29 protein-coding genes and 1 pseudogene are annotated in these 25,491 nt (G+C 64.1%); 13 read left to right on the plus strand and 17 right to left on the minus strand.

Annotated features, from left to right (window positions below; genetic code table 11):
• Nucleotides 1-3: 3 nt before the first annotated feature.
• On the plus strand, nt 4-1,170 hold the full coding sequence (locus O7B34_RS19555) for an NAD(P)/FAD-dependent oxidoreductase (RefSeq protein ID WP_337147614.1): 1,167 nt from the start codon (nt 4-6) through the stop codon (nt 1,168-1,170).
• A 172-nt stretch (nt 1,171-1,342) separates the two neighbouring features.
• Here the strand turns inward: O7B34_RS19555 and O7B34_RS19560 are convergent, their stop codons facing one another.
• Together O7B34_RS19560 and O7B34_RS19565 are read right to left on the minus strand one after the other, a co-directional pair.
• Entirely contained in the window at nt 1,343-1,498 is a 156-nt protein-coding gene (locus tag O7B34_RS19560) for a hypothetical protein (protein WP_337147615.1), read from the minus strand.
• Between the two features lie 9 nt (nt 1,499-1,507).
• Nucleotides 1,508-1,978, minus strand: a complete 471-nt coding sequence (locus tag O7B34_RS19565; protein WP_337147617.1) for a GNAT family N-acetyltransferase — start codon at nt 1,976-1,978, stop codon at nt 1,508-1,510.
• 155 nt (nt 1,979-2,133) lie between these two features.
• On the opposite strand from O7B34_RS19565, the gene leuD reads away from it, so the two are divergent.
• From leuD to leuB, 6 genes are all read left to right on the plus strand, one after another.
• Complete coding sequence (gene leuD, locus O7B34_RS19570) at nt 2,134-2,739, plus strand: 3-isopropylmalate dehydratase small subunit (RefSeq protein WP_337147618.1); 606 nt, start codon at nt 2,134-2,136, stop codon at nt 2,737-2,739.
• Between the two features lie 65 nt (nt 2,740-2,804).
• Nucleotides 2,805-3,737, plus strand: coding sequence for a hypothetical protein (locus tag O7B34_RS19575; RefSeq protein ID WP_337147619.1), 933 nt, complete (start codon nt 2,805-2,807; stop codon nt 3,735-3,737).
• 261 nt (nt 3,738-3,998) lie between these two features.
• Entirely contained in the window at nt 3,999-5,003 is a 1,005-nt protein-coding gene (locus O7B34_RS19580) for a L,D-transpeptidase family protein (protein ID WP_337147621.1), read from the plus strand.
• 182 nt (nt 5,004-5,185) lie between these two features.
• Complete coding sequence (locus O7B34_RS19585) at nt 5,186-5,569, plus strand: RidA family protein (protein ID WP_337147622.1); 384 nt, start codon at nt 5,186-5,188, stop codon at nt 5,567-5,569.
• A 13-nt stretch (nt 5,570-5,582) separates the two neighbouring features.
• A complete protein-coding gene (locus O7B34_RS19590) occupies nt 5,583-5,933 on the plus strand; it encodes a VOC family protein (protein WP_337147623.1) in 351 nt (116 codons plus the stop codon).
• Between the two features lie 322 nt (nt 5,934-6,255).
• Nucleotides 6,256-7,359: a 3-isopropylmalate dehydrogenase gene (leuB, locus tag O7B34_RS19595; RefSeq protein ID WP_337147624.1), complete on the plus strand. Its 1,104-nt coding sequence runs from the start codon at nt 6,256-6,258 to the stop codon at nt 7,357-7,359.
• Between the two features lie 19 nt (nt 7,360-7,378).
• Here the strand turns inward: leuB and O7B34_RS19600 are convergent, their stop codons facing one another.
• The 5 genes from O7B34_RS19600 to O7B34_RS19620 form a co-directional block, all read right to left on the minus strand.
• The gene (locus O7B34_RS19600; protein WP_337147625.1) at nt 7,379-7,828 is read right to left on the minus strand and encodes a MarR family winged helix-turn-helix transcriptional regulator; all 450 of its coding nucleotides are present in this window, start codon (nt 7,826-7,828) and stop codon (nt 7,379-7,381) included.
• Complete coding sequence (locus O7B34_RS19605; RefSeq protein WP_337147626.1) at nt 7,821-8,249, minus strand: polyketide cyclase; 429 nt, start codon at nt 8,247-8,249, stop codon at nt 7,821-7,823. Before O7B34_RS19605 ends, O7B34_RS19600 begins: the two co-directional genes overlap by 8 nt.
• Before the next feature lie 130 nt (nt 8,250-8,379).
• Nucleotides 8,380-9,096, minus strand: a complete 717-nt coding sequence (locus O7B34_RS19610) for a DUF805 domain-containing protein (protein ID WP_337147627.1) — start codon at nt 9,094-9,096, stop codon at nt 8,380-8,382.
• A 72-nt stretch (nt 9,097-9,168) separates the two neighbouring features.
• Nucleotides 9,169-9,900: a DUF805 domain-containing protein gene (locus O7B34_RS19615; protein ID WP_337147628.1), complete on the minus strand. Its 732-nt coding sequence runs from the start codon at nt 9,898-9,900 to the stop codon at nt 9,169-9,171.
• Between the two features lie 129 nt (nt 9,901-10,029).
• Nucleotides 10,030-11,898 carry a DEAD/DEAH box helicase gene (locus tag O7B34_RS19620; RefSeq protein WP_337147629.1) on the minus strand — a complete coding sequence of 623 codons (1,869 nt, stop codon included), beginning with the start codon at nt 11,896-11,898 and terminating at the stop codon, nt 10,030-10,032.
• A 617-nt stretch (nt 11,899-12,515) separates the two neighbouring features.
• Between O7B34_RS19620 and O7B34_RS19625 the strand changes: the two genes are divergently transcribed.
• Nucleotides 12,516-13,550, plus strand: coding sequence for an aspartate-semialdehyde dehydrogenase (locus O7B34_RS19625; RefSeq protein ID WP_337141198.1), 1,035 nt, complete (start codon nt 12,516-12,518; stop codon nt 13,548-13,550).
• A 219-nt stretch (nt 13,551-13,769) separates the two neighbouring features.
• On the opposite strand, the gene O7B34_RS19630 is transcribed toward O7B34_RS19625, so the two are convergent.
• The gene (locus O7B34_RS19630) at nt 13,770-14,177 is read right to left on the minus strand and encodes an ACT domain-containing protein (RefSeq protein WP_140510516.1); all 408 of its coding nucleotides are present in this window, start codon (nt 14,175-14,177) and stop codon (nt 13,770-13,772) included.
• A gap of 199 nt (nt 14,178-14,376) precedes the next feature.
• Between O7B34_RS19630 and O7B34_RS19635 the strand changes: the two genes are divergently transcribed.
• Both O7B34_RS19635 and O7B34_RS19640 read left to right on the plus strand, forming a co-directional pair.
• The gene (locus O7B34_RS19635; RefSeq protein ID WP_337147630.1) at nt 14,377-14,787 is read left to right on the plus strand and encodes a DoxX family protein; all 411 of its coding nucleotides are present in this window, start codon (nt 14,377-14,379) and stop codon (nt 14,785-14,787) included.
• A gap of 123 nt (nt 14,788-14,910) precedes the next feature.
• The gene (locus O7B34_RS19640) at nt 14,911-15,174 is read left to right on the plus strand and encodes a glycine zipper domain-containing protein (protein WP_027146224.1); all 264 of its coding nucleotides are present in this window, start codon (nt 14,911-14,913) and stop codon (nt 15,172-15,174) included.
• 103 nt (nt 15,175-15,277) lie between these two features.
• Here O7B34_RS19640 and O7B34_RS19645 read toward each other — a convergent pair whose 3' ends face one another.
• The 4 genes from O7B34_RS19645 to ffh form a co-directional block, all read right to left on the minus strand.
• Complete coding sequence (locus O7B34_RS19645) at nt 15,278-16,123, minus strand: acyl-CoA thioester hydrolase/BAAT C-terminal domain-containing protein (RefSeq protein WP_337147631.1); 846 nt, start codon at nt 16,121-16,123, stop codon at nt 15,278-15,280.
• A gap of 126 nt (nt 16,124-16,249) precedes the next feature.
• Entirely contained in the window at nt 16,250-16,651 is a 402-nt protein-coding gene (rpsP, locus tag O7B34_RS19650; protein ID WP_027146222.1) for a 30S ribosomal protein S16, read from the minus strand.
• A gap of 49 nt (nt 16,652-16,700) precedes the next feature.
• Nucleotides 16,701-17,027 carry a chorismate mutase gene (locus O7B34_RS19655; protein WP_027146221.1) on the minus strand — a complete coding sequence of 109 codons (327 nt, stop codon included), beginning with the start codon at nt 17,025-17,027 and terminating at the stop codon, nt 16,701-16,703.
• A 7-nt stretch (nt 17,028-17,034) separates the two neighbouring features.
• On the minus strand, nt 17,035-18,630 hold the full coding sequence (gene ffh, locus O7B34_RS19660) for a signal recognition particle protein (protein ID WP_337147632.1): 1,596 nt from the start codon (nt 18,628-18,630) through the stop codon (nt 17,035-17,037).
• A gap of 379 nt (nt 18,631-19,009) precedes the next feature.
• Here ffh and O7B34_RS19665 point away from each other — a divergent pair.
• Nucleotides 19,010-19,201, plus strand: a pseudogene (locus O7B34_RS19665) (IS1 family transposase); the annotation flags it as partial.
• A gap of 42 nt (nt 19,202-19,243) precedes the next feature.
• On the plus strand, nt 19,244-19,507 hold the full coding sequence (locus tag O7B34_RS32200; RefSeq protein ID WP_442920979.1) for an HNH endonuclease: 264 nt from the start codon (nt 19,244-19,246) through the stop codon (nt 19,505-19,507).
• A gap of 53 nt (nt 19,508-19,560) precedes the next feature.
• Here the strand turns inward: O7B34_RS32200 and O7B34_RS19670 are convergent, their stop codons facing one another.
• From O7B34_RS19670 to O7B34_RS19680, 3 genes are all read right to left on the minus strand, one after another.
• Nucleotides 19,561-20,514, minus strand: a complete 954-nt coding sequence (locus O7B34_RS19670) for a CPBP family intramembrane glutamic endopeptidase (protein ID WP_337147633.1) — start codon at nt 20,512-20,514, stop codon at nt 19,561-19,563.
• Nucleotides 20,515-20,689: 175 nt separating this feature from the next.
• Nucleotides 20,690-21,286 (minus strand): DUF1236 domain-containing protein, encoded by a 597-nt coding sequence (locus tag O7B34_RS19675; RefSeq protein WP_337147635.1) that lies wholly within the window; start codon nt 21,284-21,286, stop codon nt 20,690-20,692.
• Nucleotides 21,287-21,349: 63 nt separating this feature from the next.
• Nucleotides 21,350-22,444 (minus strand): zinc-binding metallopeptidase family protein, encoded by a 1,095-nt coding sequence (locus O7B34_RS19680; protein WP_337147636.1) that lies wholly within the window; start codon nt 22,442-22,444, stop codon nt 21,350-21,352.
• A gap of 297 nt (nt 22,445-22,741) precedes the next feature.
• Between O7B34_RS19680 and O7B34_RS19685 the strand changes: the two genes are divergently transcribed.
• Entirely contained in the window at nt 22,742-23,539 is a 798-nt protein-coding gene (locus O7B34_RS19685; RefSeq protein WP_337141205.1) for a lytic murein transglycosylase, read from the plus strand.
• Nucleotides 23,540-23,587: 48 nt separating this feature from the next.
• Here the strand turns inward: O7B34_RS19685 and O7B34_RS19690 are convergent, their stop codons facing one another.
• Nucleotides 23,588-24,109, minus strand: a complete 522-nt coding sequence (locus O7B34_RS19690) for a hypothetical protein (protein WP_337147637.1) — start codon at nt 24,107-24,109, stop codon at nt 23,588-23,590.
• A 5-nt stretch (nt 24,110-24,114) separates the two neighbouring features.
• A complete protein-coding gene (locus O7B34_RS19695) occupies nt 24,115-25,338 on the minus strand; it encodes an argininosuccinate synthase (protein WP_337147639.1) in 1,224 nt (407 codons plus the stop codon).
• Nucleotides 25,339-25,491 lie beyond the last annotated feature (153 nt).

Below are 25,491 nucleotides of genomic sequence, written 5' to 3' on the forward strand. Positions count from 1 at the left end.
AAAGTGCGCTACGACATCGTCATCATCGGCGGAGCCATCGTCGGGTCCTCGGTCGCCTACTATCTGCGCGAGGAAGGGTTTTCCGGCTCGATCGCGCTGATCGAGCGCGACCCGCAATTCGCCCATGCGGCGACGACGCTGTCCATGGCGTCGATCCGCCAGCAATTCTCCATTCCGGAAAATATCCGCCTGTCGCAATTCACGCTGAAACTGTTCCGGCGGCTGAAGGAAGAATTCGGCGCCGAGGCCGATATCGGTTTTCGCGAGGGTGGCTATCTCATCCTTGCCGGCGAGGCCGGGCTGCCGATCCTGAAGGCCAATCACGCGGCGCAGGTCGCCGAGGGCGCAGACATCCTGCTCGAGGACGCCGACCAGTTGACGCGCCGCTTCCCCTGGCTGTCGGCCGAAGGCATAACCGCCGGCGCCTATGGCCGAAGCGGCGAAGGCTGGTTCGACGCCCATGCGATGCTGATGCTGTTCCGCAAGGCGTTGCGGGAGAAGAAGATCGACTTCATCAGCGCTTCGGTCTCCGGCATCGAGCGGCAGGGCGACCGCGTCACCGGCGTCAGCCTCGACAATGGCGATCGGCTGGAGGCCGGCACCGTCATCAATGCCGCCGGGCCGAATGCCGGCAAGGTCGCCGCCCTTGCAGGGCTGGCGCTGCCGGTCGAGCCGCGCAAGCGCAACGTCTTCGTCTTCGAGGCGCGCGAGAAATATGCCGACATGCCGCTGCTGGTCGATCCCTCCGGCATCTATGTCAGGCCGGAGGGATCCGTCTACCTCACCGGCGGCGCCGAGCCGGAAGAGGGCGACGGCCCCGCCGATGCCGGAGATTTCGAGGTCGACTGGCCCCTGTTCGAAGAGGTGATCTGGCCGGTGCTGGCGACCCGCATCCCGGCCTTCGAGGCCATCAAGCCGACGCGCGCCTGGGCCGGGCACTATGACTACAACACGCTGGACCAGAACGCGGTGATCGGCCCGCACCCCGAGGTGACGAATTTCCTCTTCGCCAACGGATTCTCCGGCCACGGCCTGCAGCAGGCGCCGGCGGTCGGCAAGGCGCTCGCCGAGTTTTTGGTGCACGGCGGCTATCGGACGATCGACTGCTCGGCGTTTGGGTATAGCCGGGTTGCCGAAGGGCGGGCGTTCCGGGAATTGAATGTGATTTGAGGCGGGGCGGGCATGCCTCTCCCTTCTCCCCTTGTGGGAGAAGGTGGCCGCGAAGCGGCCGGATGAGGGGTGTTCCAGCTTGGCAAGGACGGCGATCCGTCACCCACCCCTCAACCGTCTCGGCGCTGCGCGCCGATCCACCTTCTCCCACAAGGGGAGAAGGAAGAAGCGTCTACGCCATCATCGCGTCAACCTTAAGTGCATCGCCAAGCGCATTGCCTCCGGCCGTGTTGTCGAAGATGCCCCAGACCTCGGCACCAGAAGCGGCCGCTGCCTGCATCTGCCGGCTAAATCGGGCGAGGTTTTCGGCGACCCTGGATGCGGTCACAGAGAGAAATCAGCGCTTGCGGGAGATCCAGAAGGCGTCGGGCATACGCTTCATGCCGATGCGTTCGTAGAAGCCGACAGCGTCGGGCATCGAGACCAGGCTGAGGGCGACCGACGGTCCGAGCTGCCGGGCCACCTCATCCATCAGCCCCTTGCCGATGCCCAGGCCTTGCGCCTTGGCCGAGACGGCGAGATCGGAAATGTAGCAGACCCAGGAAAAGTCGGTCAGGCAGCGGGCAACGCCAATCAGCGGCTTGGCTTCCATCTCGAGAGGGGCCATTTCGAGAGGGGCCATGTCGAGACGGGCCATCTCGATACGGGCGGTCACGATCAGGTTGGCGCCTTCCAGCATCGCCTTCAGCCTTGCCTCGTCATCGACGGGCCTGACTTCGCCGAGACCGGATTCCACCAGCACGCGGCGGAATTCGGGAATGCCGAGCGTCGGTTCGCGCGCGTAGAGGACGTGGGAGTTTTCTGCCATGGGACCAGACTGCACCATCGGGCGGCGATTTCGAAGCCGTTTTTGTGCGGCACCCTCTTGCCGGCACCCACAAACAGTTGCCTTTTATTTGCGCGCGGCTTTGTGTAAACCGGGCCTCAGCAAATCCCCCGCAACGAAAAACACGGGCCAAAGCCATGGATAAATTCACCAAGCTCACCGGCGTCGCCGCTCCCATGCCGATCGTCAATGTCGACACCGACATGATCATCCCGAAGGATTATCTCAAGACGATCAAGCGCACCGGGCTTGGCACCGGCCTGTTCGCCGAGATGCGCTACAATGACGACGGTTCGGAAAATCCGGATTTCGTGCTCAACAAGCCGGCCTACCGCAAGGCGCAGATCCTGGTCGCCGGCGACAATTTCGGCTGCGGCTCGAGCCGGGAACACGCGCCATGGGCGCTGCTCGATTTCGGCATACGCTGCGTCATCTCGACCTCGTTCGCCGACATCTTCTACAACAACTGCTTCAAGAACGGCGTGCTGCCGATCACCGTCAGCCCCGAGGACCTGGAGAAGCTGATGGACGACGCCTCGCGCGGCTCCAACGCCACTCTGTCGGTCGATCTCGAAGCCAAGGAAATCCGTGGTCCGGACGGCGGCGTGGTCACCTTCGACCTCGACGACTTCAAGCGGCACTGCCTGCTCAACGGGCTCGACGATATCGGCCTGACCATGGAAAAGGCCGGCGCCATCGCCTCGTTCGAGAAGAAGAACGCCGAACTGCGCCCCTGGGCCTGAAGCCCTGAACAGGTAGGCCCGGCCGCGAGCGGTCGGGTTCGTGGCGGCTGAATGGAGGGACAGTCATGACACGTTTGCTTCTGGCCGGCGTTTGCGCTTCGGCGGTGATGTTTCTGACGATCGCGGGCGCGCATGCACAGACCGGCACTGTGCTCGTGCCGGCCGGCGATGCGTCCGGCGCCGCCGACCAGGGCGCGTCAAGCACGGGCAACGTGGCGCTGGCCGAGGATGACAAGCAGGCGCCGATCCCGTTCGAGGGCGGTCAGCTGACCATCACGCAGCCGGAGCAGGACGGCGAAAAGGTGCTGGCCTATGACGGCAAGCAACTGGCAAGCAACTATGATGTCTTCTTCGACAAGATCGTGGAGGTCGGCGGCATCAAGGTGGCGCTGTTCAATGTCGGCGATGGCGGCAATCAATGCGGCCCGGCGACGGTGATCGTCTGGAAGCCGGAAGGCGGCGAGATTCAGGGCACCACGGTCGAGCAGGACGAGTGCGGCGCGCCGCCCTCGGCGGTGTCCGACAACGCCATCTATTTCGTGCCGTATCTCCTGCCGGGGGACCAGAAGCCGGCGCTGCAGTGGTCGCCGACGGATGGGCTGACGATTTCGGGCAATCTCACCTACATGCCGGAACCCGGCACCGACTGGAAAGACATTGATCCGGAAAAGTACCAGAACATCATCGACGCCTTCCACAATGAGGCCGTCTACAAGGAAGCCGAAAAACTGCTCGGCAAGGACATGCCCGACATGGCGACCAGCCTGCTGGTCGGCGGCGGCACGGAAAAGACCGCGTCCGGCGCCTTCTACGCCAGCGGCTGCGTGCCGCATGATTGCGGCGGCAATGACGGCTTCATGGCCGTCGACCCGGCCAAGCACCAACTCTATTTCGCCCGCCGCGGCGACAATGGCCAGCCGAACGCCTGGCCGGCGCTGGCGACATGGCCGGCCGACGTGAAGGAGGCGCTGGACAAGGCGCTGGGGTCGGCGAATTAGCCAGAGCATTTCCGGCGAAAACAGGGCGAGGCGAATTTCCTCCGGCTTACGCGCGACAACCGTCCATTGTTGCCGACGCGCCGAGGACTGCGGTTTATACGCCGTTCTCCCTTTGAGTGCCGCCGGTCGCCGGCGCGGAGATCGAGGATCGCCTTCTGCCCAATCCGCGTCAACGCCGATATTCGCTCGGCCAAATGGAACCAGATCGGCCGCGCGGCGTCATAGAAGCAGCTTCGCGCGGCAGTGCCTGGAGTAACATTGATGGTCAGGCTCGTTCTTCTGGCGTTTGTTTTGTTGGCCTTCACAGCTGGCGCCACGGAGGCGGCAAAGCTGGACGCAGCCGCCGTCAACGATGCTCAATTCGGCGACGCCGCAACGAAGGGCGTCGATGCGACCGCGCTGAAGGCGCAGATCCTTTTGGACCGCGCGCGGTTCTCGCCTGGCCTGATTGACGGCCACCAGGCGGAGAACTTCACCAAGGCGGTTCGGGCATTTCAGGCGGCCAACGCTCTGCCCGCCGATGGCAAGCTCAACCGGGAGACCTGGGACAAGCTGGTCGCAACCTCACCAGGCCCGGTTCTTGTGAATTACGAGCTGACGCGCAAGGACGTGCGTGGACCGTTTACCAAGCGCATTCCGGCCAGTATGGAAAGAATGGCTCGTCTGCGCAGGCTCGGCTACCGCAGTTCGCTGGAACGGATCGCGGAGCACTTCCACATCAGCGAACAATTGCTGCGAAGGCTCAACCCGGGCATCAGTTTCAGGAGGGCGGGCGCAAAGGTGCTGGTGCCGGCTATCGCCCGAGGCGATCCGCCCTCAGCCGTTGCGAACGTCGAAGTCGACAAGGCCGCGCGCCAAGTTCGCGTTCTCGACAATTCCGGCAAAGTGGTTTCGGTCTACCCCGCCTCGATTGGAAGCGAAGAGAAGCCGGCGCCGAGCGGCGAGGCACAAGTCACACGCGTGGTCCACAATCCCACCTATCACTATGATCCCAACTTCGCCTTCAAGGGGGTAAGAACCAAAAGGCCCTTCACCATCGCTGCCGGGCCCAACAATCCTGTCGGATCGGTCTGGATCGATCTGTCCATTGAAAGTTACGGGATTCACGGCACGCCCGAACCAGGCAAGATCGGGAAGACCTTTTCGCATGGTTGCATCAGACTGACCAATTGGGATGCCGAAGACCTGGCCCTTGAGGTGCACAAAGGCACAAGGGTTGTCTTCACCGGAGAAACGGCTGAATCGGCCAACGACCAACCCGGCTGACGCATGGTGGGCAGTTGAGACCCCTGAGCCGGTGCCGGGCCGCACGGAGAGCACCTCATGGTAGCTGGCGCACGAGCTGGCACATCGACGTCACAGGTCCCGCACCGTCGATCCATTCGTATTGGCCCTTGGCCGGATCGGCGTTTTCCCCACAGAGTAGCCGCAACCACGCGAGGTCCTTCATGCGCAAGCTCATCTCCACCGGTTCGCCCTTCGAGAAAACCGCAGGCTATTCGCGTGCGGTGGTGCAGGGCGACTGGTGTTTCGTCTCCGGAACGACCGGCTACGATTATGCGACCATGACGATGCCGGAGACGCTCGAGGCGCAGACGCGCAACTGCCTGGCGACGATCGGCAAGGCGCTGAAGGACGGCGGCTTTGACATGGCCGATGTGGTGCGGGCGCATTACTACGTCACCGACCAGGCTTTCGTGGACGTGGTCTTCCCGATCCTCGGCGAGACGTTCGGCGACATCAGGCCGGCGGCGACCATGATCGTGTGCCAGCTCAACAAGCCGGAAATGAAGATCGAGATCGAGGTGACGGCGCTGCGGCGTACGGCCTGAGGAGACCTACGCGATGAAGGTCAGGCGCATCGTGGCCAATATCGAGACACCGAACGCGGCGGCGGCGAACCGTTTCTACCATGACGTGCTTGGGCTCGACATCCTGATGGATCAGGGCTGGATCGTCACCTACGGCTCCGAGGAAACGATGCAGGTGCAGGTCAGTTTCATGGCGCAAGGCGGGTCCGGTACGCCGGTGCCGGACCTGTCGATCGAGGTCGATGATGTCGATGCGGCGCTCGAGGCCATGAAGGCCGCCGGTTTCGCCATCGAATATGGGCCGGCCGACGAACCCTGGGGCGTCCGGCGCTTCTATGTGCGCGATCCCCTTGGCCGGCTGGTCAACATTCTCTCGCATCGGTGAGGGTCCCTCTGCGGGTCAGCGCGCGTGAAGACCCCTGAGATGCCGGCGGGACAGCGCCCCCCTCTGGCCTGCCGGCCATCTCCCCCTCAAGTGGGGAGATGGACGTCACCTCGGCTTTCGCCAATCTCCAACAACGAACGAGGAGGCGAGGCGGCGAAGCTGCCAATCTCCCCATTAGAGGGGGAGATGCCCGGCAGGGCAGAGGGGGGCGCGAAGGATCGAGGCGAAAGGTCGTTCGTCCCAGCATTCATCCTCCCCTTGCGCTGCAACCGCTTGGCGTTTAGCAAGGCCGCGGTTCAAATTCTTTCTGGGACGGCTCTCCATGGCAACGAAGCATCTTTTCCTGCTCCCCGGCGACGGCATCGGCCCCGAGGCCATGGCCGAGGTCAAGAAGCTGATAGCGGCCATGAACGCAAAGCTCGGCAGCGGCTTCGTCACCGATGAGGGCCTGGTCGGCGGCTGTGCCTATGATGCGCACGGCGCGGCGATTTCCGATGCCGACATGGAAAAGGCGATGGCCGCGGACGCTGTGCTGTTCGGCGCCGTCGGCGGGCCGAAGTGGGACGCCGTGCCTTACGAGGTACGGCCCGAGGCCGGCTTGCTGCGCCTGCGCAAGGACATGGAGCTTTTCGCCAATCTGCGCCCGGCAATCTGCTACCCGGCGCTGGCCGCCTCGTCCTCGCTCAAGCAGGAAGTGGTCGAAGGCCTCGACATCCTCATCGTGCGCGAGCTGACCGGTGGCGTCTATTTCGGCGAGCCCAAGCAGATCATCGATCTCGGCAACGGCCAGAAGCGCGGCATCGACACGCAGGTCTACGACACGTTCGAGATCGAGCGCATTTCGGGCGTCGCTTTCGAGCTCGCGCGGACCCGCAAGAACCACGTCACCTCGATGGAAAAGCGCAACGTCATGAAGTCTGGCGTGCTGTGGAACGAGGTCGTCACCCAGACCCATAAGGCGCGCTATTCCGACGTCAAGCTCGACCACATGCTGGCCGACGCCGGCGGCATGCAGCTGGTGCGCTGGCCAAAACAGTTCGACGTCATCGTCACCGACAATCTGTTCGGCGACATGCTGTCCGACATCGCCGCCATGCTGACCGGCTCGATCGGCATGCTGCCGTCGGCCTCGCTCGGCGCGCCCGACGTGAAGACCAAGAAGCGCAAGGCGCTCTACGAGCCGGTACACGGCTCGGCCCCCGACATTGCCGGCAAGGGCATCGCCAACCCGATCGCCATGATCGCCTCCTTCGCCATGTGCCTGCGCTATTCCTTCGGCATGGTCGATGAAGCCGACAAGCTCGAAGCTTCAATCGCCGCCGTGCTCGACCAGGGCCTGCGCACCAAGGATATTTTCTCCCCCGGCATGACCGAGGTTGGCACCGTCGAGATGGGCGACGCGATTATCGCAAAATTCCTGGCCTAAACCGCAGGGCGGCTCGGCCTCAGCGGATCTCGCCGGCAAGCTGCCGCAGCAAGCCGACGAGCTGCGCCTCGTCCACAGGCTCGAAAAACGCCGCGTCGGCGGCCTCGACGGCGACGATCGCTTGCTGTGCCGCGGCCACCCCGGCGGCGGTGACGCGGATCACCTTGGCCCGGGAATCCCGTGGGTCGGCCTCGCGTGCGATCAATCCCTTGATTTCCAGCCGGGCGACGACGTCCGAGGTCATCTTCACCTCCGTGCCGGCCTGGGCGGCGAGCTGCACCTGGTTGGGCGGCTCGCCATTGCGGCCGAGCCACATCGTCGAGGCGAGCAGCACGAACTGGACATGTGTCAGGTCGAGCGGCGCCAGCGCCGCCGTCATGATCCGCTGCCAGCGCATCGTGGTCCGCCAGAGCAGCAATCCGGGGCTCTCCGATGGTCCACCCTTGAAGCGCGTGTCCAGTTCAGCCACGGTTCGCCAACGCCTCCGCCTGCTCGAACAGCCTGGCCATCGAGACGTCGAAATCGCCGCTGATCCGCGGCCCGAGTTCCGGACCGACCTCGGCGGCCGAAAGGCCCGAGATATCAAGCCGGTGCGTCACCTGCGTGCCGCCTTCGACGGGCACCAGCGTGTGCCGGAACAGCAGCGTGGTGTCGCCGAACGAAGTTTCATCGGCATAGGTCAAATTGTCGACGAGATCGACGATGGTCGATTCGAACGTGTCCTGTCCGACCGGTGTCACCGAGACGCGGGTGCCCTTGGCGAACGGCCCGTGCAGCACGAAAGTGTCGGACCCCTCATAGGTCAGGCGGCCTTCATGCAAGGCCTTGAGCGCGTTCCAGATGGCTCGCGCCGGAAGCGGGGAAGTCGCGGTGTATTCATTGGTCCACATCGTCTTGGCTCCGTCTTGTCCGATCGACTATTAGATCCGTGCACAGACTATCTGTGCGCGGATTAAATTGCAAGCGGAATTTTCGGCCGCAGCGTCCTGCTGGGCGAGAGCTCGCCTAGATGGTTTAGCCCTATGTCTTTATGTCGCTCGAGCCGAAAACCGTTTCCAGTCTTTGGGACTCGCTTCTAACCCTGACTCCTGCCGGCACCGGTCCCCAGGGGTTTTCGCCTACCTGGGACGGCATAAGTCCGAGGACCAGCAAGGCAGCTTCGCCGATGACCGGGATGAAGCAGACCAAGACAAACCAGCCACTCAGGCCGACGTCATGTAGGCGTCGCACGACCAGCGCAATCCACGAGAGGCCGAACGCCAGCGTGTAGATGGCGGCGGGTAAGAAGCCTATCGAGCTGCTGCCCGCATTCGCGCCGAAGCCATTGACGGCGAGATTGACAAGGATCCCGAAGCCGACAAGCGCTAGCTGAACAAGGAGAAAGCATAGCCAAAAAGCCCAGAATTCCTTGCGGCGGGCGCGTCCGTTGAAATTGAAATAGTTCATGCTCACCGTGCGCCCGAAATAGGCCCAAAGTCCTGTGGAACCAGCAGACCGCTTTTCGGCAGGCAGGCCTCGCCGCGGTGGCTGACCCACGCCTGAAGACGGCGAGGGCGAACTCACGGCGACTACGTCATGCGCCGCGCCGTCATCTGGCTGGAACTCGACGACAGCGCCCCGGACGAGCGCCACCCCCTGGTTCAGATCTTTGCGTGCAAATAAATAGCGGGTGCCGTCGACCCCGTTGATGTAGCCGAAGTCCTGATCCTCGTCGTAGTGATAGACCGTGCCGCGCATGTGCCCCCCTTTTTGCGATGCGATGAGCGGATGCTATCCAGGGTTGTTCATGATTGCAATATGCACGCTATGTCATATGCTGACGCCAGCCGGCACCGGTCCCCACTGGTTTTCGCGCGCCTGGGTCGGGATCAGCGCGAAGACCAGGATGATCAGGCTGCCGATGCTGGGGATGAGGATCACCAGATAAAGCCAGCCTGACAAGCCGATATCGTGCAACCGGCGCACGGTCATGCCGAGGCCGGGCAGGAGCGTCGCCAGGAGGAAGGTGCCGCAGAGGCCGACCGTCACCACCGCGGAGGCGTCGGTGTCGAAATTGCCCATTTCGATATCGGTGAAGATGCCGATGCCGCCGATGATGAGCAGGCAGACCACCCAGAACAGGCAGTAGCCCCAATATTCCTTGCGGCGGGCGCGGCCGGCGAAGTTGAAGTAGTTCCGCGTCAGGCCACGCCAGAAATAGCCCCAGAGATCACTGGGTTCGGCGGTTGCGCTCTCGCTGGATCGGCCGAAATGCCGCGCCTGCGGTGCGCGGGCCGTGGGTGCGGTGCCGGCTGGAGCCGGAGCGGCGTTTATGCCGGCGGCCACGGTCGGGCTCGCGGCAGGGCTTGCGTTGTTTTGGCCGGCGATCGAAAAAACGTCTCGCGCCTGGCCGCCGCCCGCCTGGAACTCCACCACCGTCCCGTTGGGCATCGCGGTTTGCCGGCGCAGGTTCTCGCGGGTGAAGGTGTAGCGGTTGCCGTCGGCGCCGGTGATGAAGCCGAAGCCCTGGTCCTCGTCATAGTGAAGCACTTCGCCGCGCATCGCCCACCCCTTGTCGCCACGTCCCTGCCAAGATGTGGCACAGGGCCGAGCCGATGGGCAAGCCGCCCATAAGCTACCGTCTTCGCGGCAAATGACGCAAAAATCAGCGGCGAGGCTTTCGCGTCGGTCTTACGATGGCCGCTTCTTCGTCTTCTTGTGCTTAGGCGCGCCGGTATTTTCGAATTTCGGCTTGCCCGGCTTTTTCGCCCACGGCTTTGCCTCATGCGCGGCTGCCGGGCGCTGGTCGGCCGAAGCCGGTGCACGCTTCTCGAACTTGAGCTTCGGCGCGTTCGGGTCGAACGGCGCCTTGCCGCGATGCGGTTTCTTGTCCGGGCTGGGCGGCTGGTAGCCGGCCCGCGATAGGTCAGGCGTGCCGTCCAGCCGCTTCACCACGATGTTGCCCTGCAATTTGCGGTCGGGGCCGATCGCGGCGAGAAAACGCTCGGCCCAGTCGGCGGCTATCTGCACGAACGTCTCTTCCGGCTGCATCTTGATGGCGCCGATCTCACGCTTGCTGATGCTGCCGGCACGGCACAACATCGGGATCAGCCAGCGCGGCTCGGCATTTTGCCGGCGTCCGACCGACAGCGAGAACCAGACGCTGTCGCCGAAATCGTCGCGGCGGCTGGGCGCCTCGTCGCGGTGCGCAAACTTCTCGCCCGCCGGTCTTTCGCGCGAAGGTGTGAAAGGCGCGACGTCCATCAGATCCTCGGGCGCGGAGCGGCTGGCGCGGCACTGGCGCACAAAGGCGGCCGCCACCTGTTCGGCTCCATGCCGGGCGAGAAGCGCGTCGATGAATGCACGCTCGTCGTCCTTCACCGGTTCGTCGAAAGCCGGATCGGCAAGGATGCGCTCGTCGTCGCGCCGCATCACGTCGTCGGCCGAGGGCGGGCTCGCCCATGTCGCCGTCAGCTTGGCGCTTTGCAGCAGCCGCTCGGTGCGCCTGCGGGCGCTGTTGGGCACGATCAGCGCGCTGACGCCCTTGCGTCCGGCACGCCCGGTGCGGCCGCTGCGGTGCAGCAGCGTTTCCGGATTGGTCGGCAGGTCGGCGTGGATCACCAGCTCGAGGTTGGGCAGGTCGATGCCGCGCGCCGCCACGTCGGTGGCGATGCAGACTTTCGCGCGGCCGTCGCGCATCGCCTGCAGCGCATGGCTGCGCTCGTTCTGGCTGAGTTCGCCCGAGAGCGCGACGACGGAAAAGTTGCGGTTGTTGAAGCGGGCCGTGAGATGATTGACGGCGGCACGCGTGTTGCAGAACACCAGCGCGTTCTTGGCCTCATAGAAACGCAGCACGTTGATGATGGCGTTCTCGCGGTCGGCCTGGGCGACATTCAGCGCCCTGTATTCGATGTCGAGATGCTGCTTTTCCTCGCCGGCGGCCGAGATGCGCACGGCGTCGCGCTGATAGCCCTGGGCGAGCGTGGCGATGGAGCGCGGCACGGTGGCGGAGAACATCAGCGTGCGACGGTCGGCCGGTGCGGCATCGAGGATGAATTCGAGGTCCTCGCGAAAGCCGAGATCGAGCATCTCGTCGGCCTCGTCCAGCACCACGGCCTTGAGCGTCGACATGTCGAGCGAATTGCGGGTGATGTGGTCGCGCAGCCGGCCGGGCGTGCCGACGACGATATGGGCGCCGCGCTCCAGCGCGCGCCGTTCGGTGCGCATGTCCATGCCGCCGACGCAGGATGCCACCGTGGCGCCGGTCGGCTCGTAGAGCCATTCGAGCTCGCGCGTCACCTGTAGCGCCAGCTCGCGCGTCGGCGCCACCGCCAGTGCCAGCGGCGCCGCTGCCGGGCCGAAACGTTCCGCGCCATCGAGCAGCGTCGGCGCCATGGCAAGGCCGAAGGCGACGGTCTTGCCCGAGCCGGTCTGTGCCGACACCAGGGCGTCGGCCTGGCCGAGCTCCAGCACCGCCTTCTGCACCGGTGTCAGGTCGGAATAACCGCGTTTCTCCAGCGCTTGTGCCAGCGCGGGAACAATACCATCGAAGTTGGACATCTCATTCTTTCGGAATTCAGGGGATTGCTCTTACGAAGCACATCCGGGACCGGCACGCGTGCCGGTCAGACAATCTTTGGGTGTTCGTACTTCTTGCGGTGGCCATTGTACAGTGCAGCCCGCCGCGCTTCTTCCCTTCTCCCCTTGTTGTGGGCGAAGGTGGCCTCGCGAAGCGAGGTCGGATGAGGGGTGCTCCAGCTTGGCGCCGACGGCACTCCGTCACCCACCCCTCAACCGTCTCGGCGCTGCGCGCCGATCCACCGCCCTGGGCGAGTCACGGGCCTCGCCCGCCCTTCGGGCCCCACAAGGGGAGAAGGAAAAGAGCCGCCGATTGACTCCTGCGGCAAACCGCGTAAAAGCCGGCATCGAACGGGATCAATCTCGATGCGCGGCCTTTTGATGGCTCTTCTTGCCTTCGACGTCCCCGGCCACATCAGTGGGGCCGGACGCGTTGGTGCATCTTACCGTTCGACCAAAACCATGGCCAAAACCACCACCAAAACGGTGTGATTCCCTTGGCCTAACCACCCTCTCCCGGGTCCGGCCCGGGGGACGGAACCCGCACTTGGCCGGCGGGTTTTCTCCAAGAACCAAGCGGAGAGGGACAGGAGATTTCTATGAGTTTCAAGGTTGCAGTCGTCGGCGCCACGGGCAATGTGGGCCGGGAAATGCTCAACATTCTGGAAGAGCGCGGCTTTCCGGTCAGCGAAGTCGTGGCGCTCGCCTCGCGGCGCAGCATGGGCACGGAAGTGTCGTTCGGCGACCGCACGCTGAAGGTCAGGCCGCTCGACCAGTATGATTTTTCCGACACCGACATCTGCATCATGTCGGCCGGCGGCAATGTCTCCAAGGAATGGTCGCCGAAGATCGGCAAGCAGGGCTGCGTCGTCATCGATAATTCATCGGCCTTCCGCTACGACCAGGACGTGCCGCTGATCGTGCCCGAGGTGAACCCGGACGCGATCTCGCTGTTCACGCGCAAGAACATCATCGCCAACCCGAACTGCTCGACGGCGCAGCTCGTCGTGGCGTTGAAGCCGCTGCATGACGCCGCCACCATCAAGCGCGTCGTCGTCGCCACCTACCAGTCTGTGTCCGGCGCCGGCAAGGAAGGCATGGACGAGCTCTTTACCCAGACCCGCGCGGTGTTCGTCGCCGACCAGGTCGACGTCAAGAAGTTCACCAAACGCATCGCCTTCAACGTCATCCCGCATATCGATGTCTTCCTCGACGACGGCTTCACCAAGGAAGAGTGGAAGATGGTCGCCGAGACCAAGAAGATGCTCGACCCCAAGATCAAGCTGACGGCGACCTGCGTGCGCGTGCCGGTGTTCATCGGCCATTCGGAAGCGGTCAACATCGAGTTCGAGAAGCCGATCACCGCCGACGAGGCGCGCGACATCCTGCGTGAAGCGCCTGGCTGCCAGGTCTTGGACAAGCGCGAGGATGGCGGCTACATCACGCCGCTGGAATCAGCCGGCGAGGATGCCACCTTCATCTCGCGCATCCGCGAGGATTCGACCGTCGACAACGGCCTGTCGATGTGGATCGTCTCCGACAATTTGCGCAAGGGCGCGGCGTTGAACGCGGTGCAGATCGCCGAACTCCTGATCGAGCGCGGGCTCATCCAGCCGAAGAAGAAGGCGGCTTAGTTTTCGCTCACGGGCCGTATCGCCGCTGCCGCGGCGGGCCCTCCGCGAGGGCGCCGGACGACCGGCGGCCCGCCGTCGCGGGCTCGGCCTTCGGCCGTTAGCTCCCTTCTCCCCGTCATTACGGGGAGAAGGTGCCGGCAGGCGGATGAGGGGCAGCGCCGGGCATGCTTGGCGCTGCCGAGTCATGAGATTAGCCGTCAAAGTCGCTCTGCGCCGATTTCAACTCGCGCTATCCATACTCAGTTCGCGCAGCACCGCCATCGCCTCCTCCGCCCGCCCGGCCGGCACAAACAGATGGTCGTGGTAAAAACCCGAGACCGGATTGACGCCCATGCCGGCGGCGGCGAGGCGTGCGGTGATGGCGGCGAGGAAGCCGACGGCTTCGAGCGATGAGTGGATGTTCAGCGTGATCATCCGGCAGCGGAACGAAGCCTCCAGCCCCGTGGTCCGGGCGGCTTCCTCGGTCACGATCAGCGTCGTGCCCTCGCGCTCGCGAAACACCATCACCGGCTCCAGGCCTTCGGGCTGCGGCACGTGCGGCGCCAGCGTGGCAAAGACATAGGTGCCATCAAGCAATTCCGGCGTCATCGACGCCAACAATGTCCTCAGATCGGTCTCGCCGGTCATTTGTCGTCTCACCTGGTGCACTGCCCGCTCCTCAATAGCCGCCATGGACGAATGCCGATAGCTCTGCTGGCGGCAGAGTCCGCAGCATGGTGGAAATCGGCGCCAAGACAAATCCAGACACGTGTCGGATCGCCGCCTCACGGCTCGTCCTTGGTTCGACCCCGCTGAAAACGGGGCTAACCATCAGGAGGGACCACCAATGAGCATTTCTCAAACCGCGCCTGTCTTGTCCGGCGCCCTGTGGACCGGCCGCGTGCTCAGTGGCCTCATCGTCCTGTTCATGATCTTCGACGGCGCCATCAAGCTGCCGCCGCTCGATATCGTCACCCAGACGATGGTGCCGCTCGGCTGGCCGGCCGACGCCAATGTCGCGCGCATGCTGGGCATCATCGGCCTGGTCTCGACCGCGCTCTACGCACTGCCGCGCACCTCAGCGCTCGGCGCCATCCTGCTCACCGCCTATATGGGCGGCGCCATCGCCACCAATGCGCGTATCGGCAATCCGCTGTTCTCGCACACGCTGTTCGGCGTCTATCTCGGCATCATTCTTTGGGGCGGCCTCTATCTGCGTGATCCCAAAGTGCGCGCTCTGATCCCGTTCAGCCGGTAGCCGTTCCGCGCCAATCGCTGCCAGGTGTCGTCGCGATCTTCATTCTTCTTGGGATCAAATTAGCCGTCTGAGAGTTAGGGACTTGGCGGCGAGACGGCGATCCGCATGTGAGAGGAACGACAAATGAAGAGAATCCTGACCATTCTGGTGCTGACGACGGCGCTCGGCGCCTGTTCGCAGACGGAAAAAGGCGCGGCTGTCGGTGGCCTCGGCGGTGCCGCGGTTGGCGCGGCAGTCGCCAATAATCCGGTGCAAGGCGCGGTTGTCGGCGGTGCCGTCGGGGCCGTGGCCGGTGCGCTGATCGGCCGGGCCAGCGAACCGGGCCGTTGCCGCTATCGCGACCGCAATGGCCATACCTATGTCGATCGCTGCCCAAGCGGTTATTGAACGACCGCATGCCAAACATGAAGAGCAAACGGCGGGCTTTTGACCCGCCGTTTTCGATCGATGAATTGGCTGCAACTCGTTTGAGACACTATCAGGGCGCGCGCTACAGCAGCTCCCGAATGTATCGCCAGGGGTCCCGCCCCAAAGCCGCATCGGCGCGGTCATTGCCGCCATGGGCATGCGAGCTTGAGCGCGGCGTGGTTTCACCTGGCAGGAGAATGCGGTGGCCGGCGTCGGGAGCCGAAACGAGGCGTGTGGCCTTTCCGGCGTCTTTTCGACGCCGGACGATCGATCGAGCGAAATCCAGGGATGGCCACAGCGCGTCGCCGCCGCCCGCGACCAGCACGATCTCCGCCGAAATGACCTCGACGGGAATGGCGGCCCTGTCCGCTTCCTGTTTGAATCTTGCCAGGCAGTGTTCGAAAAGCCCTCGATAGGACACAAGGCCATCAAGGTAGCTTGCCCTCCAATCCGCGTCGGTTGGAACAAACGGGCATGGAACCCCCTTCAGGGTCCATGACGACCGCTCGGGCCAGCTGATGCAGTCGCGGCCCGGCCCGATGTTTCCCCAGACCACCGATGTCGGGCTGATCGCGACCACGGCATCGATGCGCGGGTCATGCGCCGCCGCGAGCAAGGATGCCTCGGCGCCCTTGGATGTGCCGACATAGATGATGCGCCGGCACCCCAATCCGACCAGCCGGTCGGTCGCGGCGAAAAACGTCTCCAGGGGGATTTCGCATATGCCTGGGACCTGGCCTTCGCCGCCGAACCAGCGGAGGGCAAGGGCAGAGACGCCCACATCGGCAAACAGTCGTGCGCGCTCGACATCGACGCGGCCGCTCGATCCGCTCAACACCACGACACCTGTCGTGGCATCGATGCATCGCAACAGGGTTCCGGCGACGACGCCGGACAGGATCTCCTCCGCGACTGCCTGTTCGTCCATCCGATCCTCAGCCGGAAATCAGAAGCTTTCCCAAGGAAACAGCAAAGGGCAGGTGAGTGACAATTGCAAACAGCAAAACGGCGGGCACAGGCCCGCCGTTCTGTTTGCGCAAGGAATAGGAAGCGATTACTCGGCGGTGGCGGCTTCCGCTTCGGCCGGTGCGGCAGCGGCCGCGGCGACGGCGGCAGCGGCGTCGTCCTGGGCCTTCTTCAGCAGGGCGGCGCGTTCCTGCGCCTTCTTGCCGGGCTCGGCCTTCTTCGGGTTGGAGCGGGCTTCGCGCTTGGCAAGGCCGGCTTCATCGAGGAAGCGCAGCACGCGGTCGGTTGGCTGGGCGCCGTGCGACAGCCAATGCTTGACGCGGTCGGCGTCGACCTTGATGCGCTCGCCGTCCTTCGGCAGCAGCGGGTTCCACGAGCCGAGCGACTCGATGAAACGGCCGTCGCGGGGCGAACGGGCGTCGGCGACGACGACGTGGTAGTAAGGACGCTTCTTCGAGCCCGCACGGGCCAGTCTGATCTTCAGTGCCATTTTCTTTTCTCCTAAAAGCTCTGATTTCGTTGATTGTTCAGGCTGGTTGTCAGCCGGTTTTCGTCACGCCGTTGGCAGCGGCGATCTGTTCGTGGTGCCGGATTACTTCGCGGACGACGAAGTTGAGGAATTTTTCCGCGAAATCCGGGTCGAGATGCGCATCTTTCGCAAGCTGGCGAAGACGGGCGATCTGCTGCTGCTCGCGCGCCGGGTCGGCCGGCGGCAGGCCATGCTCGGCCTTGAGCATGCCGACCGCCTTGGTGCAGCGGAAGCGCTCGGCCAGCATATGGATGAGGGCGGCATCGATGTTGTCGATCGAGGCGCGGTAGCCGGCCAGGATGGTGCGGGCGTCGGCCATGTCCTTTTCTTCGTTCATAGCGTCCTCACTTTTTCTTGCCGAGACCGGGCAGGCCGCCGCCACCGCCAAGGCCGGGAAGCTTCATGCCGCCAGGCAGGCCGGGCAAGCCGCCGCCTGGGGCGGGCAAGCCCTTCATGCCACCGAGGCCGGCGGCCTGCGCCTGTTTCTGCAAGGCTTCGAGCTGCTTGGGATCCATCTTCGACAGGTCGGGCATGCCGCCGCCCATCATGCCGCCCATGCCGCCCCCGGGCACCATGCCGCCAAGGCCCATCTTGGAGGCGAGGCCGCCCATCATGCCGCGCATCAGGCCGCCGCCTTTGCCCTTGCCGCCCATCGCCTTCATCATGTCGGCCATGCCGCGATGCATCTTCAAGAGCTTGTTGATCTCGGCCGCATCGGTGCCGGAGCCGGCGGCGATGCGCTTCTTGCGCGAGTGTTTCAGTATATCGGGATTGGCGCGCTCGGCCTTGGTCATCGAGGAGATGATGGCGAGCTGGCGGCCGAACATCTTGTCGTCGAGGCCGGCGGCGGCCATCTGGTCCTTCATCTTGCCCATGCCCGGCATCATGCCCATGATGCCGCCCATGCCGCCCATCTTCGACATCTGCTGAAGCTGCTGGGCGAGGTCGTTCAGGTCGAACTTGCCCGACTGCATCTTCTTGGCCATCGCCGCCGCCTGCTCGGCGTCGATGTTTTCGGCCGCCTTCTCGACGAGCGAGACGATGTCGCCCATGCCCAGGATGCGGTCGGCGATGCGCTTGGGGTGGAATTCCTCCAGCCCGTCCATCTTTTCGCCAGTGCCGATCAGCTTGATCGGCTTGCCGGTGACGGCGCGCATCGAAAGCGCGGCACCGCCACGGCCGTCGCCGTCCATCCGGGTCAGCACAAGGCCGGTGATGCCGACGCGCTCGTCGAAGCTTTTCGCCAGGTTGACGGCGTCCTGACCGGTCAGGGAGTCGGCGACCAGCAGGATCTCGTGCGGCGACGACACCTTCTTGATGTCGGCCATCTCGACCATCAGCGGCTCGTCGATATGGGTGCGGCCGGCGGTGTCGAGGATGACGACGTCATGGCCGCCGAGCTTGGCCGCCTGCACGGCGCGCCTGGCGATATCGACCGGGTTCTGGCCTGCTATCACAGGCAGCGTCGCGACCTTGACCTGCTCGCCGAGCTGGCGCAACTGCTCCTGCGCGGCGGGACGCCGCGTGTCGAGCGAGGCCATCAGGACCTTCTTGTTCTGCCGCTCGGTCAGGCGCTTGGCGATCTTGGCCGAAGTGGTCGTCTTGCCGGAGCCCTGCAGGCCGACCATCATGACGACGACCGGGGCAGGCGCGTTGAGGTCGACGGCGACGCCCTCGGCGCCCAGCATGTCGACCAGCTCGTCATGGACGATCTTGACGACCATCTGTCCGGGCTTGATCGACTTCAGCACGGCGGCGCCGACGGCCTTCTCGCGCACCTTATCGATGAAGGAACGCACCACTTCCAGCGCCACGTCGGCCTCGAGCAGCGCACGGCGCACCTCGCGCAACGCCGCCGAGACATCAGCCTCGGAAAGCGCGCCGCGGCCGGTCAGGCCGTTCAGGATGGAGCCAAGGCGCTCTTGTAGGGACTCAAACATTGATCAACCCACCGCGCGAGAGCGCCTTGGAGTCATAGTGATCCCTGTCGGGCCGATGGCCCTCCACGCCTCTTGTGCGCTCCTGCAGCGATTCAAACATTCGTTTTCCTTTTCCCTGGCACCCGGATGGTGCCCGAGAGGTAATGCGTTCGCGCCCAGTCTCCAAGCAAAAGCCAGTCCAAGCAAAAGCCCAAAACCAAAAAGCACCCGGGGGCGCACAGCGCTGCCGGGTGTTGGCCTCCAGGATCTGTTTACAGCACTTGGCCTCAAAGAGGCTTCAGCGTCCTGGTCGGCTTGCTCGGAGGGATACTCGTCGCGGAATTGGTGGGCTGTAGACAGGAAATCGGCGCAAGAGTCAAGGCAAGGCCGGTTTCAGGCCCACGCCAACGCCGTGGCGCTGCACTTCATGTATTACAATTTCGTCCGTATCCATGCCACGCTGCGCGTCACCCCGGCTATGGCCGCTGGCGTGACTGACAAGCTTTGGGAAATCGCCGACATCGTTGCGCTTATCGAGGCTAAGGAAGCTGAGAAGCCGACGGTGCGCGGCCCATACAAAAAAGCTAGTTGAAAGCCAAGCGCGCCCGTGAGTACTGTATGTTCGCAGGGGGACATGGCGCTTAACAGTAAGTACGGCCGAAGGTTGCTTCACCGCTTGGCTGCGGGCCAAGACGGGCGATGTTGCTACTGTAAGCGTCCATTCACAAAAGATGGTGAAACCCGCCCAACCTTGGAACACACGAAAGCTCGAATGGACGGCGGCGCTGACCGAGTTAGTAACCTCGCCGCCGCCTGCCATCATTGCAATCAACATCGCGGGCAACAGATGAATCATGCACGGCAGATGGCGGGACGACGGAAGCCGCCCAACGGCTAGTGAATTTCAAACTGATGCACTACCCCGGTTTCGCGCCGTTTCCTGGACCGCGATCAGGCCGTACCCACGGCGTTGGGAACCTCGACCGAGACCCTGAGCGGCGAGCGTGGGTGCAGCAATAGAGCAATCGTCAGCAAGCTGCAGGCGATGCCGATGAGGGCGATGAGAATTGCATCCGACATCATCCATCCCGGTCCTTCGAGCGGCCTGGCGGTGAACAAGGCGAAGGAATTGTAGCTCTGCTGATGCGAGATCAGCAGGAAGCCGGTCAAATTGTTGCCGAGATGGGCGCCAAGTGCTGCACCGAGATTGCCGGTGGCATAGACCATGAGCGTCAGAAGCAGCGCGAAAGCGGCGATCGAGACCAGCACGCAGGCATTGATGGCGACCGACGAACCGCCGCTCCAGTGCAGCGAGGTGAACAGCAGGCCGGGCAGCAGCGCCCAGATGAAAGGGCTGCGGAAGCGGCTGGCGAGGCCGCGCAGCAGATAGCCGCGAAACAGCACCTCTTCCGACGACGTCTGCAGCAAGGTGAGCGCGACGATCGGGATCGCGAACAGCAGCCAGGACGACAGGCTGATCGTGCCGCGAGCGAGCCCCGGCGCCAGCAAATAGAGCAGGATTTCGGACAGAGCCGAGGTGATCAGCACCGCTATCAGCCCCTTGAGGAAGTCCGGTCGCGATACGCGGCGGCCGGTGCCGAGGAGGGCCGACAGCGGCTCGCCGTGCACCCAGCGCATGGCGATCCACAGACCGATCCAGATCCCGGCGAAGGAGGTGAGCGCGCTGAGGATGCCAATGGGCGAGGCGAGAAAACCCTCCATGCCATATGGCGAAGCCGTCACCTGCCAGGCGAAATAAACATGCGTGCCACCCAACAGCACGGCCGCGGTGGTGGCGCCCCAGAACAGGACGACGATCAGCGTTCCCAGAAATAGGCGCAACAAAGTCGTCCTGGCGTTCGGCGTGTTGCGATAGCGCTCGAAGGCAGTGTCATCGATTGTCACGCTTGTCCTCGATCCGAATCCATCGCTGCTTGATCTAGCTGTCCTTGATCTAACCGATGGCCTCGGGAATCGGAATCGATATCGCAAACGGATCGCGCGGCACCCAAGCGCCGCCCGGTGCCGGCACGGTCTTCCCAGTGTCGTCAGCCGCCGCTTCGGCGACCTCTTGCCTCTGTCAACGCACCACGTACATGATGCGCCTTGTCTGCGGATCGACCAGCGTCGGCTGACCGTTCACGTAGACATAGCGATACTGGTAGTCGGGAATTTCGCGCAACTCGACGGTGTCGGGCAGGGTTGCGCCGGTCACCACCTCGCCTTCGAGATAGACGGGGTCGAGGCGATGGGTGTCGACATAGGTCCTGACCTCGGCCGGAGGCCGGACGACGGTGTCGATCGGCTCGCCGGCGACGATCGCTCCGGTGTACTCGGTGGAATAGTTGCCGATGTCGTCCGGCGGCGAGACGACGGCAACGGCGGAGCGGCGCTGCGTCAGCACCACGCGGCTGCCGCCGAAATCGGCGGTGACGTAGTCGGAATAGACCCAGCCCTGGCCGCCGGCTTCGGCGATCGTGCACCATTTGCTGTTTTCGATGCAGCCATTGAGCGTCGCCGACTGGCCGGCGGCCAGCACGCCGATCACCGGATATTGCGGGCCCGGGCCAGCGCGCACGTTGAGATCGGTGACCGCCGACACGGCGGTGTCCGCCAGGGCGGCACCCGACATCATCGTAAACACTCCGGCGATTGCGGGAAACAATACGGATTTCATGGTTTCTCTCCGTTTTCGTGGTCCCTCGCCAGCGAAAACGGGGCAGCGGCGCATGCGTTCCGGTTAAAACGCGCGAGCCAACTCACGATTTCCCGTGTCTTTCGGCAAGCTGGTCACAAGATCGTGAACAAAGGCCAGTTTCTGCGCCGTCACGTCCGAAATGACGAAGGGGTAGAGGTCGGGCAGGCCCATGCAGCGGTTGATCGAATTGGAGGCTTCCGACAGCACCAGCCAGCGGGCAAGGATCTTGTCGAAGGGTTCGGGCGTCTTTGCAGGCTCCGAGGGCGCTGCCTGCAGCCCGCCACCGGTATCGCCCCGCGGCAGTTCGGCCGCCTCCACCGTCTCCAGCCGGCCGAGCGGGAAGTTCAACGCATGGACCATCTCCAGCGTGTCGGTGATGTGCAGGTGGTGGGCCCAGGTCTCGGCCCAGTCTTCCCATGGATGCGAGGTGGCGTAGGCCGAGATGTGGTCTTGCTGCCAGTCGGGCGCGGCGCCATTGGCGTAGTAGGCCTTCAGCGCCTGTTCGTAGTCGGCGCGTTCGTCGCCGAACAAAGCACGGAACGCTTCCAGGCCTCGCGGATCGTCGCGGATCAGGCGGTCCCAGTAATAATGGCCGAGCTCGTGGCGGAAATGGCCGAGCAGCGTGCGGTAGTTCTCGCCCATCTCGACGCGACGTTTTTCGCGCTCGGCTGAATCGGCCTCGGCGACGTTGAGCGTGATCAGGCCATTGTCGTGGCCGGTGAGAATCCGTTCGCCGCCCGGGCCGCCACCAATCGGATCGGCGAGGAAGTCGAAGGCCAGCCCGATCTCGCCCGTCGGGCTTTGCTTGGGCGCCACCGGCAGGCCGAAGGCGAGCAGCGAATAGATGGCGCGCTTCTTCGCCGCCTCGACGCGAATCCAGCGGCGGCGGTTGCCGTCGACCGAGAGGTCGGGGATCAGCTGGTTCAGCACGCAGGCACGGCAGAAAACCTGCCCCGGCTCAGCCATCCAGTTGCAGGCGCATTCGTCGGCGTTGGTGCACTGGATGGCGCCATCGACGCCGGACAGGACAAAGCGCGCGCGCTCGGGATCATAGAGCACGAGACTGCTGCAGTTCAGGCACTGGGCGTTCTCGAAATAGAGACGGTGGCCGCAATGCGGGCAGTCGAAAAGTTTCATCTCGGTCTCAATTCATCAGAAGGGCACAGGATGCATGGCGGCCCGTGCCCAAACGCGAGCCACCGGCCGGCGTTCCGCGGTCCGGCGAGACTATTTCGCTTCGCTGGTCCAGGCGCACCGATGCGGTCCATGGCCGGCATCAACGTCTTTCATGCATGGCCTCGCCACAATAATCACTTGATCGTAGGCAAATTCCCCGGCATTCGCCAGCATCGCGCCACAGACGGTGACAAATGCGCGTTTCGCTGGCAAATTCGCAATCGGGACGTGAATCAATCAGGCAACCAGGAGAACAACATGGCATTTCTTGCCAAGGGTAGGATTTTAGCAGCCGCGGTGGTGGCGGTGCTGGGGCTGGCGACAGGCGCGCAGGCGGCGGCCAGCTGCGGCAAGACCGGCGCCGGCTTCGACGCCTGGAAACAGGATTTCGCCGCCGAGGCCAAGTCCGAAGGTGTCGGGTCGAGGGGCCTGGCTGCTCTGGCCGGCGCGACCTATGCAACAAGGACCATCTCCGCCGACCGCGCCATCCACAAGGCGTTCAGCGGCTCGGTGGACGATTTCATGAAGCGCCGTGGCGGGTCCGCGATCATTTCCAAGGGCCGTTCGCTGAAGAAGTCGAACGCGGCGCTGTTCAACCAGATCGACCAGAACTACGGCGTGTCGCCGGGCGTGCTGCTCGCTATCTGGGGCATGGAGACCGGCTTCGGCGCCTCCATGGGCAACCAGAACACGGTTTCCGCCATCTTGACGCTTGCCTATGATTGCCGCCGCCCCGACTATTTTCACCCGCACGCCATCGCGGCCCTGAAGCTGGTTGATCGCGGAGCGTTGACCGCCTCGTCGGTCGGCGCCATGCATGGCGAGATCGGCCACACGCAGTTCCTGCCCGGAAATGTCCTGAAATATGCGGTCGGCAGCGGAAACCTGCGCGACAAGGCCACCGCTTTGGCCTCCACTGCCAACTTCCTCAAGGGTCACGGCTGGCGGGCTGGCGCCAGCGCGCAGTCGAATATGGGCGCGATCGCCGGCTGGAATTCCGCAAGCGTCTATCAGCAGGCCATCGCCCGCATCGCCACCGCGATCGACGCCGACTGATCGAACCGCACGGCATTGAACGAAGAACCCGGCCTTCGCGCCGGGTTTTCATTTCACGTCGAGCGCATAGGAGCAGCCGGCCAGCGTCTTGCCGGGATGGGACTCGACCGTCGAGACGTTGAGCGTGATGCGCGTGGCAAGGCTCACGCCGCCGGCCTCCTCGGTGCTTTCGGCCACGACCTTCTCACCGAGGAACTTGTCCGGCGTCGAGACCGTCGCCGGGACGTCGAGCTGGCGGGCGAGGTCCGGCGCGGCGATGCCATCAAGCACGGCCATCGGCCCTGTCGCGGTAAAGACGATTGTCTCGGTCTCGCGCCCGAAGACATGGACCGGGGCGGGCAAGTCATATTGGCGCAGGAACGGATTGCCTGACGGACCTTCGTTCCAGCTCAGCGCCTTCGCGGCGCCGGGTTCGCCGGCCAGCCAGAGGGCAAAGCCGTTATAGCTGGGCACGTCGGCCCGGCACTCGATCAGGGCGGCAAGGTCGAGCGAGGCAGGGTTGAAATCCCCGGCCATGGCCGGGGCCGCCAGAAGGACCAGCGGCACCAGGCATCGGCCGGGACAACGCATTCCGTCTATTTGTTACGGTTACGTGCGGCCAATGTCCGCAGCCTCAGCGCATTGAGGCGGATGAAGCCGGCGGCGTCCTTCTGGTCGTAGGCGCCACGGTCGTCCTCGAAGGTGACCAGCGCGTCGGAATAGAGCGTCTTCCCAGACTTGCGACCGGTGACCATGACATTGCCCTTGTAGAGCTTCAGCCGCACCGTGCCTTCGACGTCTTCCTGGCTCTTGTCGATCATCGCCTGCAGCATCAGGCGCTCGGGCGAGAACCAGAAGCCGTTGTAGATGAGTTCGGCATAGCGCGGCATGAACTCGTCCTTGAGGTGCGCGGCACCGCGGTCGAGCGTGATCGATTCGATGGCGCGATGGGCCACGATCAGGATGGCGCCGCCGGGCGTCTCATACACGCCCCGCGATTTCATGCCGACGAAACGGTTCTCGACAAGGTCGAGCCGGCCGATGCCATTGTCGCGGCCGAGATCGTTGAGGGCGGCCAGCATGGTCGCCGGCGACAGTTTCTTGCCGTTGAGAGCGACAGGGTCGCCCTTCAGGAACTCGATCTCGATCTCGGTGACGGCATCCGGCGCGTCCATCGGCGACACGGTGCGCTGATGCACGAATTCCGGCGGCTCGCTCCATGGATCTTCCAGCACCTTGCCCTCGGAAGAGGAGTGCAGGAGGTTGGCGTCGACCGAGAACGGTGCGTCGCCCTTCTTGTCCTTCGGCACCGGGATCTGGTGCTGTTCGGCGAAGTTCATCAGGTCGGTGCGCGACTTGAACGACCAGTCGCGCCACGGCGCGATGACCTTGATGTCGGGGTTGAGCGCATAGGCGGAAAGCTCGAAGCGAACCTGGTCGTTGCCCTTGCCGGTGGCGCCATGGGCAATCGCATCGGCGCCGGTTTCCCTGGCGATCTCGACCAGATGCTTGGAAATCAGCGGCCGTGCGATCGAGGTCCCCAGCAGATAGGTGCCTTCATAGACGGTGTTGGCGCGGAACATCGGAAAGACGAAGTCGGAGACGAACTCCTCACGCACGTCGACAATTCGGATGTCCTTGATGCCCATCATCTCGGCCTTGCGGCGCGCCGGCTCCAGCTCGCCGCCCTGGCCGAGATCGGCGGTGAAGGTGACGACTTCGGCGCCGAGTTCGGTCTGCAGCCATTTCAGGATGATGGATGTGTCGAGGCCGCCGGAATAAGCGAGCACGACCTTCTTGACGTCTTTGATCTTGGACATTTGGCAGTTCCACGACAGGAGTTCTCGGCGCGCGAGGTATCACGCCGCTTCCAGGCTGCGCAAGAGATGAACACCAGGCGGGTGGTGACACCAGGATCGAGCAGGGCTGGATCAGCACTCTTGCCGTCCGGCCGCTGGCAAGAAGGGGCGGCA

This window comes from Mesorhizobium sp. Cs1299R1N3 (genome assembly GCF_037179625.1).
GTDB lineage: Bacteria > Pseudomonadota > Alphaproteobacteria > Rhizobiales > Rhizobiaceae > Mesorhizobium > Mesorhizobium salmacidum.

Bases quoted from the DNA above. Each gene is read 5' to 3' on its own strand.
- O7B34_RS19605 (WP_337147626.1), bottom strand. From the start codon at position 8,249: ATGTGGACCAATGAATACACCGCGACTTCCCCGCTTCCGGCGCGAGCC.
- O7B34_RS19580 (WP_337147621.1), top strand. From the start codon at position 3,999: ATGGTCAGGCTCGTTCTTCTGGCGTTTGTTTTGTTGGCCTTCACAGCT.
- O7B34_RS19640 (WP_027146224.1), top strand. From the start codon at position 14,911: ATGAAGAGAATCCTGACCATTCTGGTGCTGACGACGGCGCTCGGCGCC.
- O7B34_RS19675 (WP_337147635.1), bottom strand. From the start codon at position 21,286: ATGAAATCCGTATTGTTTCCCGCAATCGCCGGAGTGTTTACGATGATG.
- O7B34_RS19590 (WP_337147623.1), top strand. From the start codon at position 5,583: ATGAAGGTCAGGCGCATCGTGGCCAATATCGAGACACCGAACGCGGCG.
- O7B34_RS19625 (WP_337141198.1), top strand. From the start codon at position 12,516: ATGAGTTTCAAGGTTGCAGTCGTCGGCGCCACGGGCAATGTGGGCCGG.
- ffh (WP_337147632.1), bottom strand. From the start codon at position 18,630: ATGTTTGAGTCCCTACAAGAGCGCCTTGGCTCCATCCTGAACGGCCTG.
- O7B34_RS19565 (WP_337147617.1), bottom strand. From the start codon at position 1,978: ATGGCAGAAAACTCCCACGTCCTCTACGCGCGCGAACCGACGCTCGGC.
- O7B34_RS19690 (WP_337147637.1), bottom strand. From the start codon at position 24,109: ATGCGTTGTCCCGGCCGATGCCTGGTGCCGCTGGTCCTTCTGGCGGCC.
- O7B34_RS19655 (WP_027146221.1), bottom strand. From the start codon at position 17,027: ATGAACGAAGAAAAGGACATGGCCGACGCCCGCACCATCCTGGCCGGC.
- O7B34_RS19680 (WP_337147636.1), bottom strand. From the start codon at position 22,444: ATGAAACTTTTCGACTGCCCGCATTGCGGCCACCGTCTCTATTTCGAG.
- O7B34_RS19630 (WP_140510516.1), bottom strand. From the start codon at position 14,177: ATGACCGGCGAGACCGATCTGAGGACATTGTTGGCGTCGATGACGCCG.
- O7B34_RS19585 (WP_337147622.1), top strand. From the start codon at position 5,186: ATGCGCAAGCTCATCTCCACCGGTTCGCCCTTCGAGAAAACCGCAGGC.
- O7B34_RS19620 (WP_337147629.1), bottom strand. From the start codon at position 11,898: ATGTCCAACTTCGATGGTATTGTTCCCGCGCTGGCACAAGCGCTGGAG.
- O7B34_RS32200 (WP_442920979.1), top strand. From the start codon at position 19,244: ATGGCGCTTAACAGTAAGTACGGCCGAAGGTTGCTTCACCGCTTGGCT.
- rpsP (WP_027146222.1), bottom strand. From the start codon at position 16,651: ATGGCACTGAAGATCAGACTGGCCCGTGCGGGCTCGAAGAAGCGTCCT.
- O7B34_RS19695 (WP_337147639.1), bottom strand. From the start codon at position 25,338: ATGTCCAAGATCAAAGACGTCAAGAAGGTCGTGCTCGCTTATTCCGGC.
- O7B34_RS19610 (WP_337147627.1), bottom strand. From the start codon at position 9,096: ATGCGCGGCACGGTCTATCACTACGACGAGGATCAGGACTTCGGCTAC.
- O7B34_RS19685 (WP_337141205.1), top strand. From the start codon at position 22,742: ATGGCATTTCTTGCCAAGGGTAGGATTTTAGCAGCCGCGGTGGTGGCG.
- leuD (WP_337147618.1), top strand. From the start codon at position 2,134: ATGGATAAATTCACCAAGCTCACCGGCGTCGCCGCTCCCATGCCGATC.
- O7B34_RS19635 (WP_337147630.1), top strand. From the start codon at position 14,377: ATGAGCATTTCTCAAACCGCGCCTGTCTTGTCCGGCGCCCTGTGGACC.
- leuB (WP_337147624.1), top strand. From the start codon at position 6,256: ATGGCAACGAAGCATCTTTTCCTGCTCCCCGGCGACGGCATCGGCCCC.
- O7B34_RS19615 (WP_337147628.1), bottom strand. From the start codon at position 9,900: ATGCGCGGCGAAGTGCTTCACTATGACGAGGACCAGGGCTTCGGCTTC.
- O7B34_RS19645 (WP_337147631.1), bottom strand. From the start codon at position 16,123: ATGGACGAACAGGCAGTCGCGGAGGAGATCCTGTCCGGCGTCGTCGCC.
- O7B34_RS19575 (WP_337147619.1), top strand. From the start codon at position 2,805: ATGACACGTTTGCTTCTGGCCGGCGTTTGCGCTTCGGCGGTGATGTTT.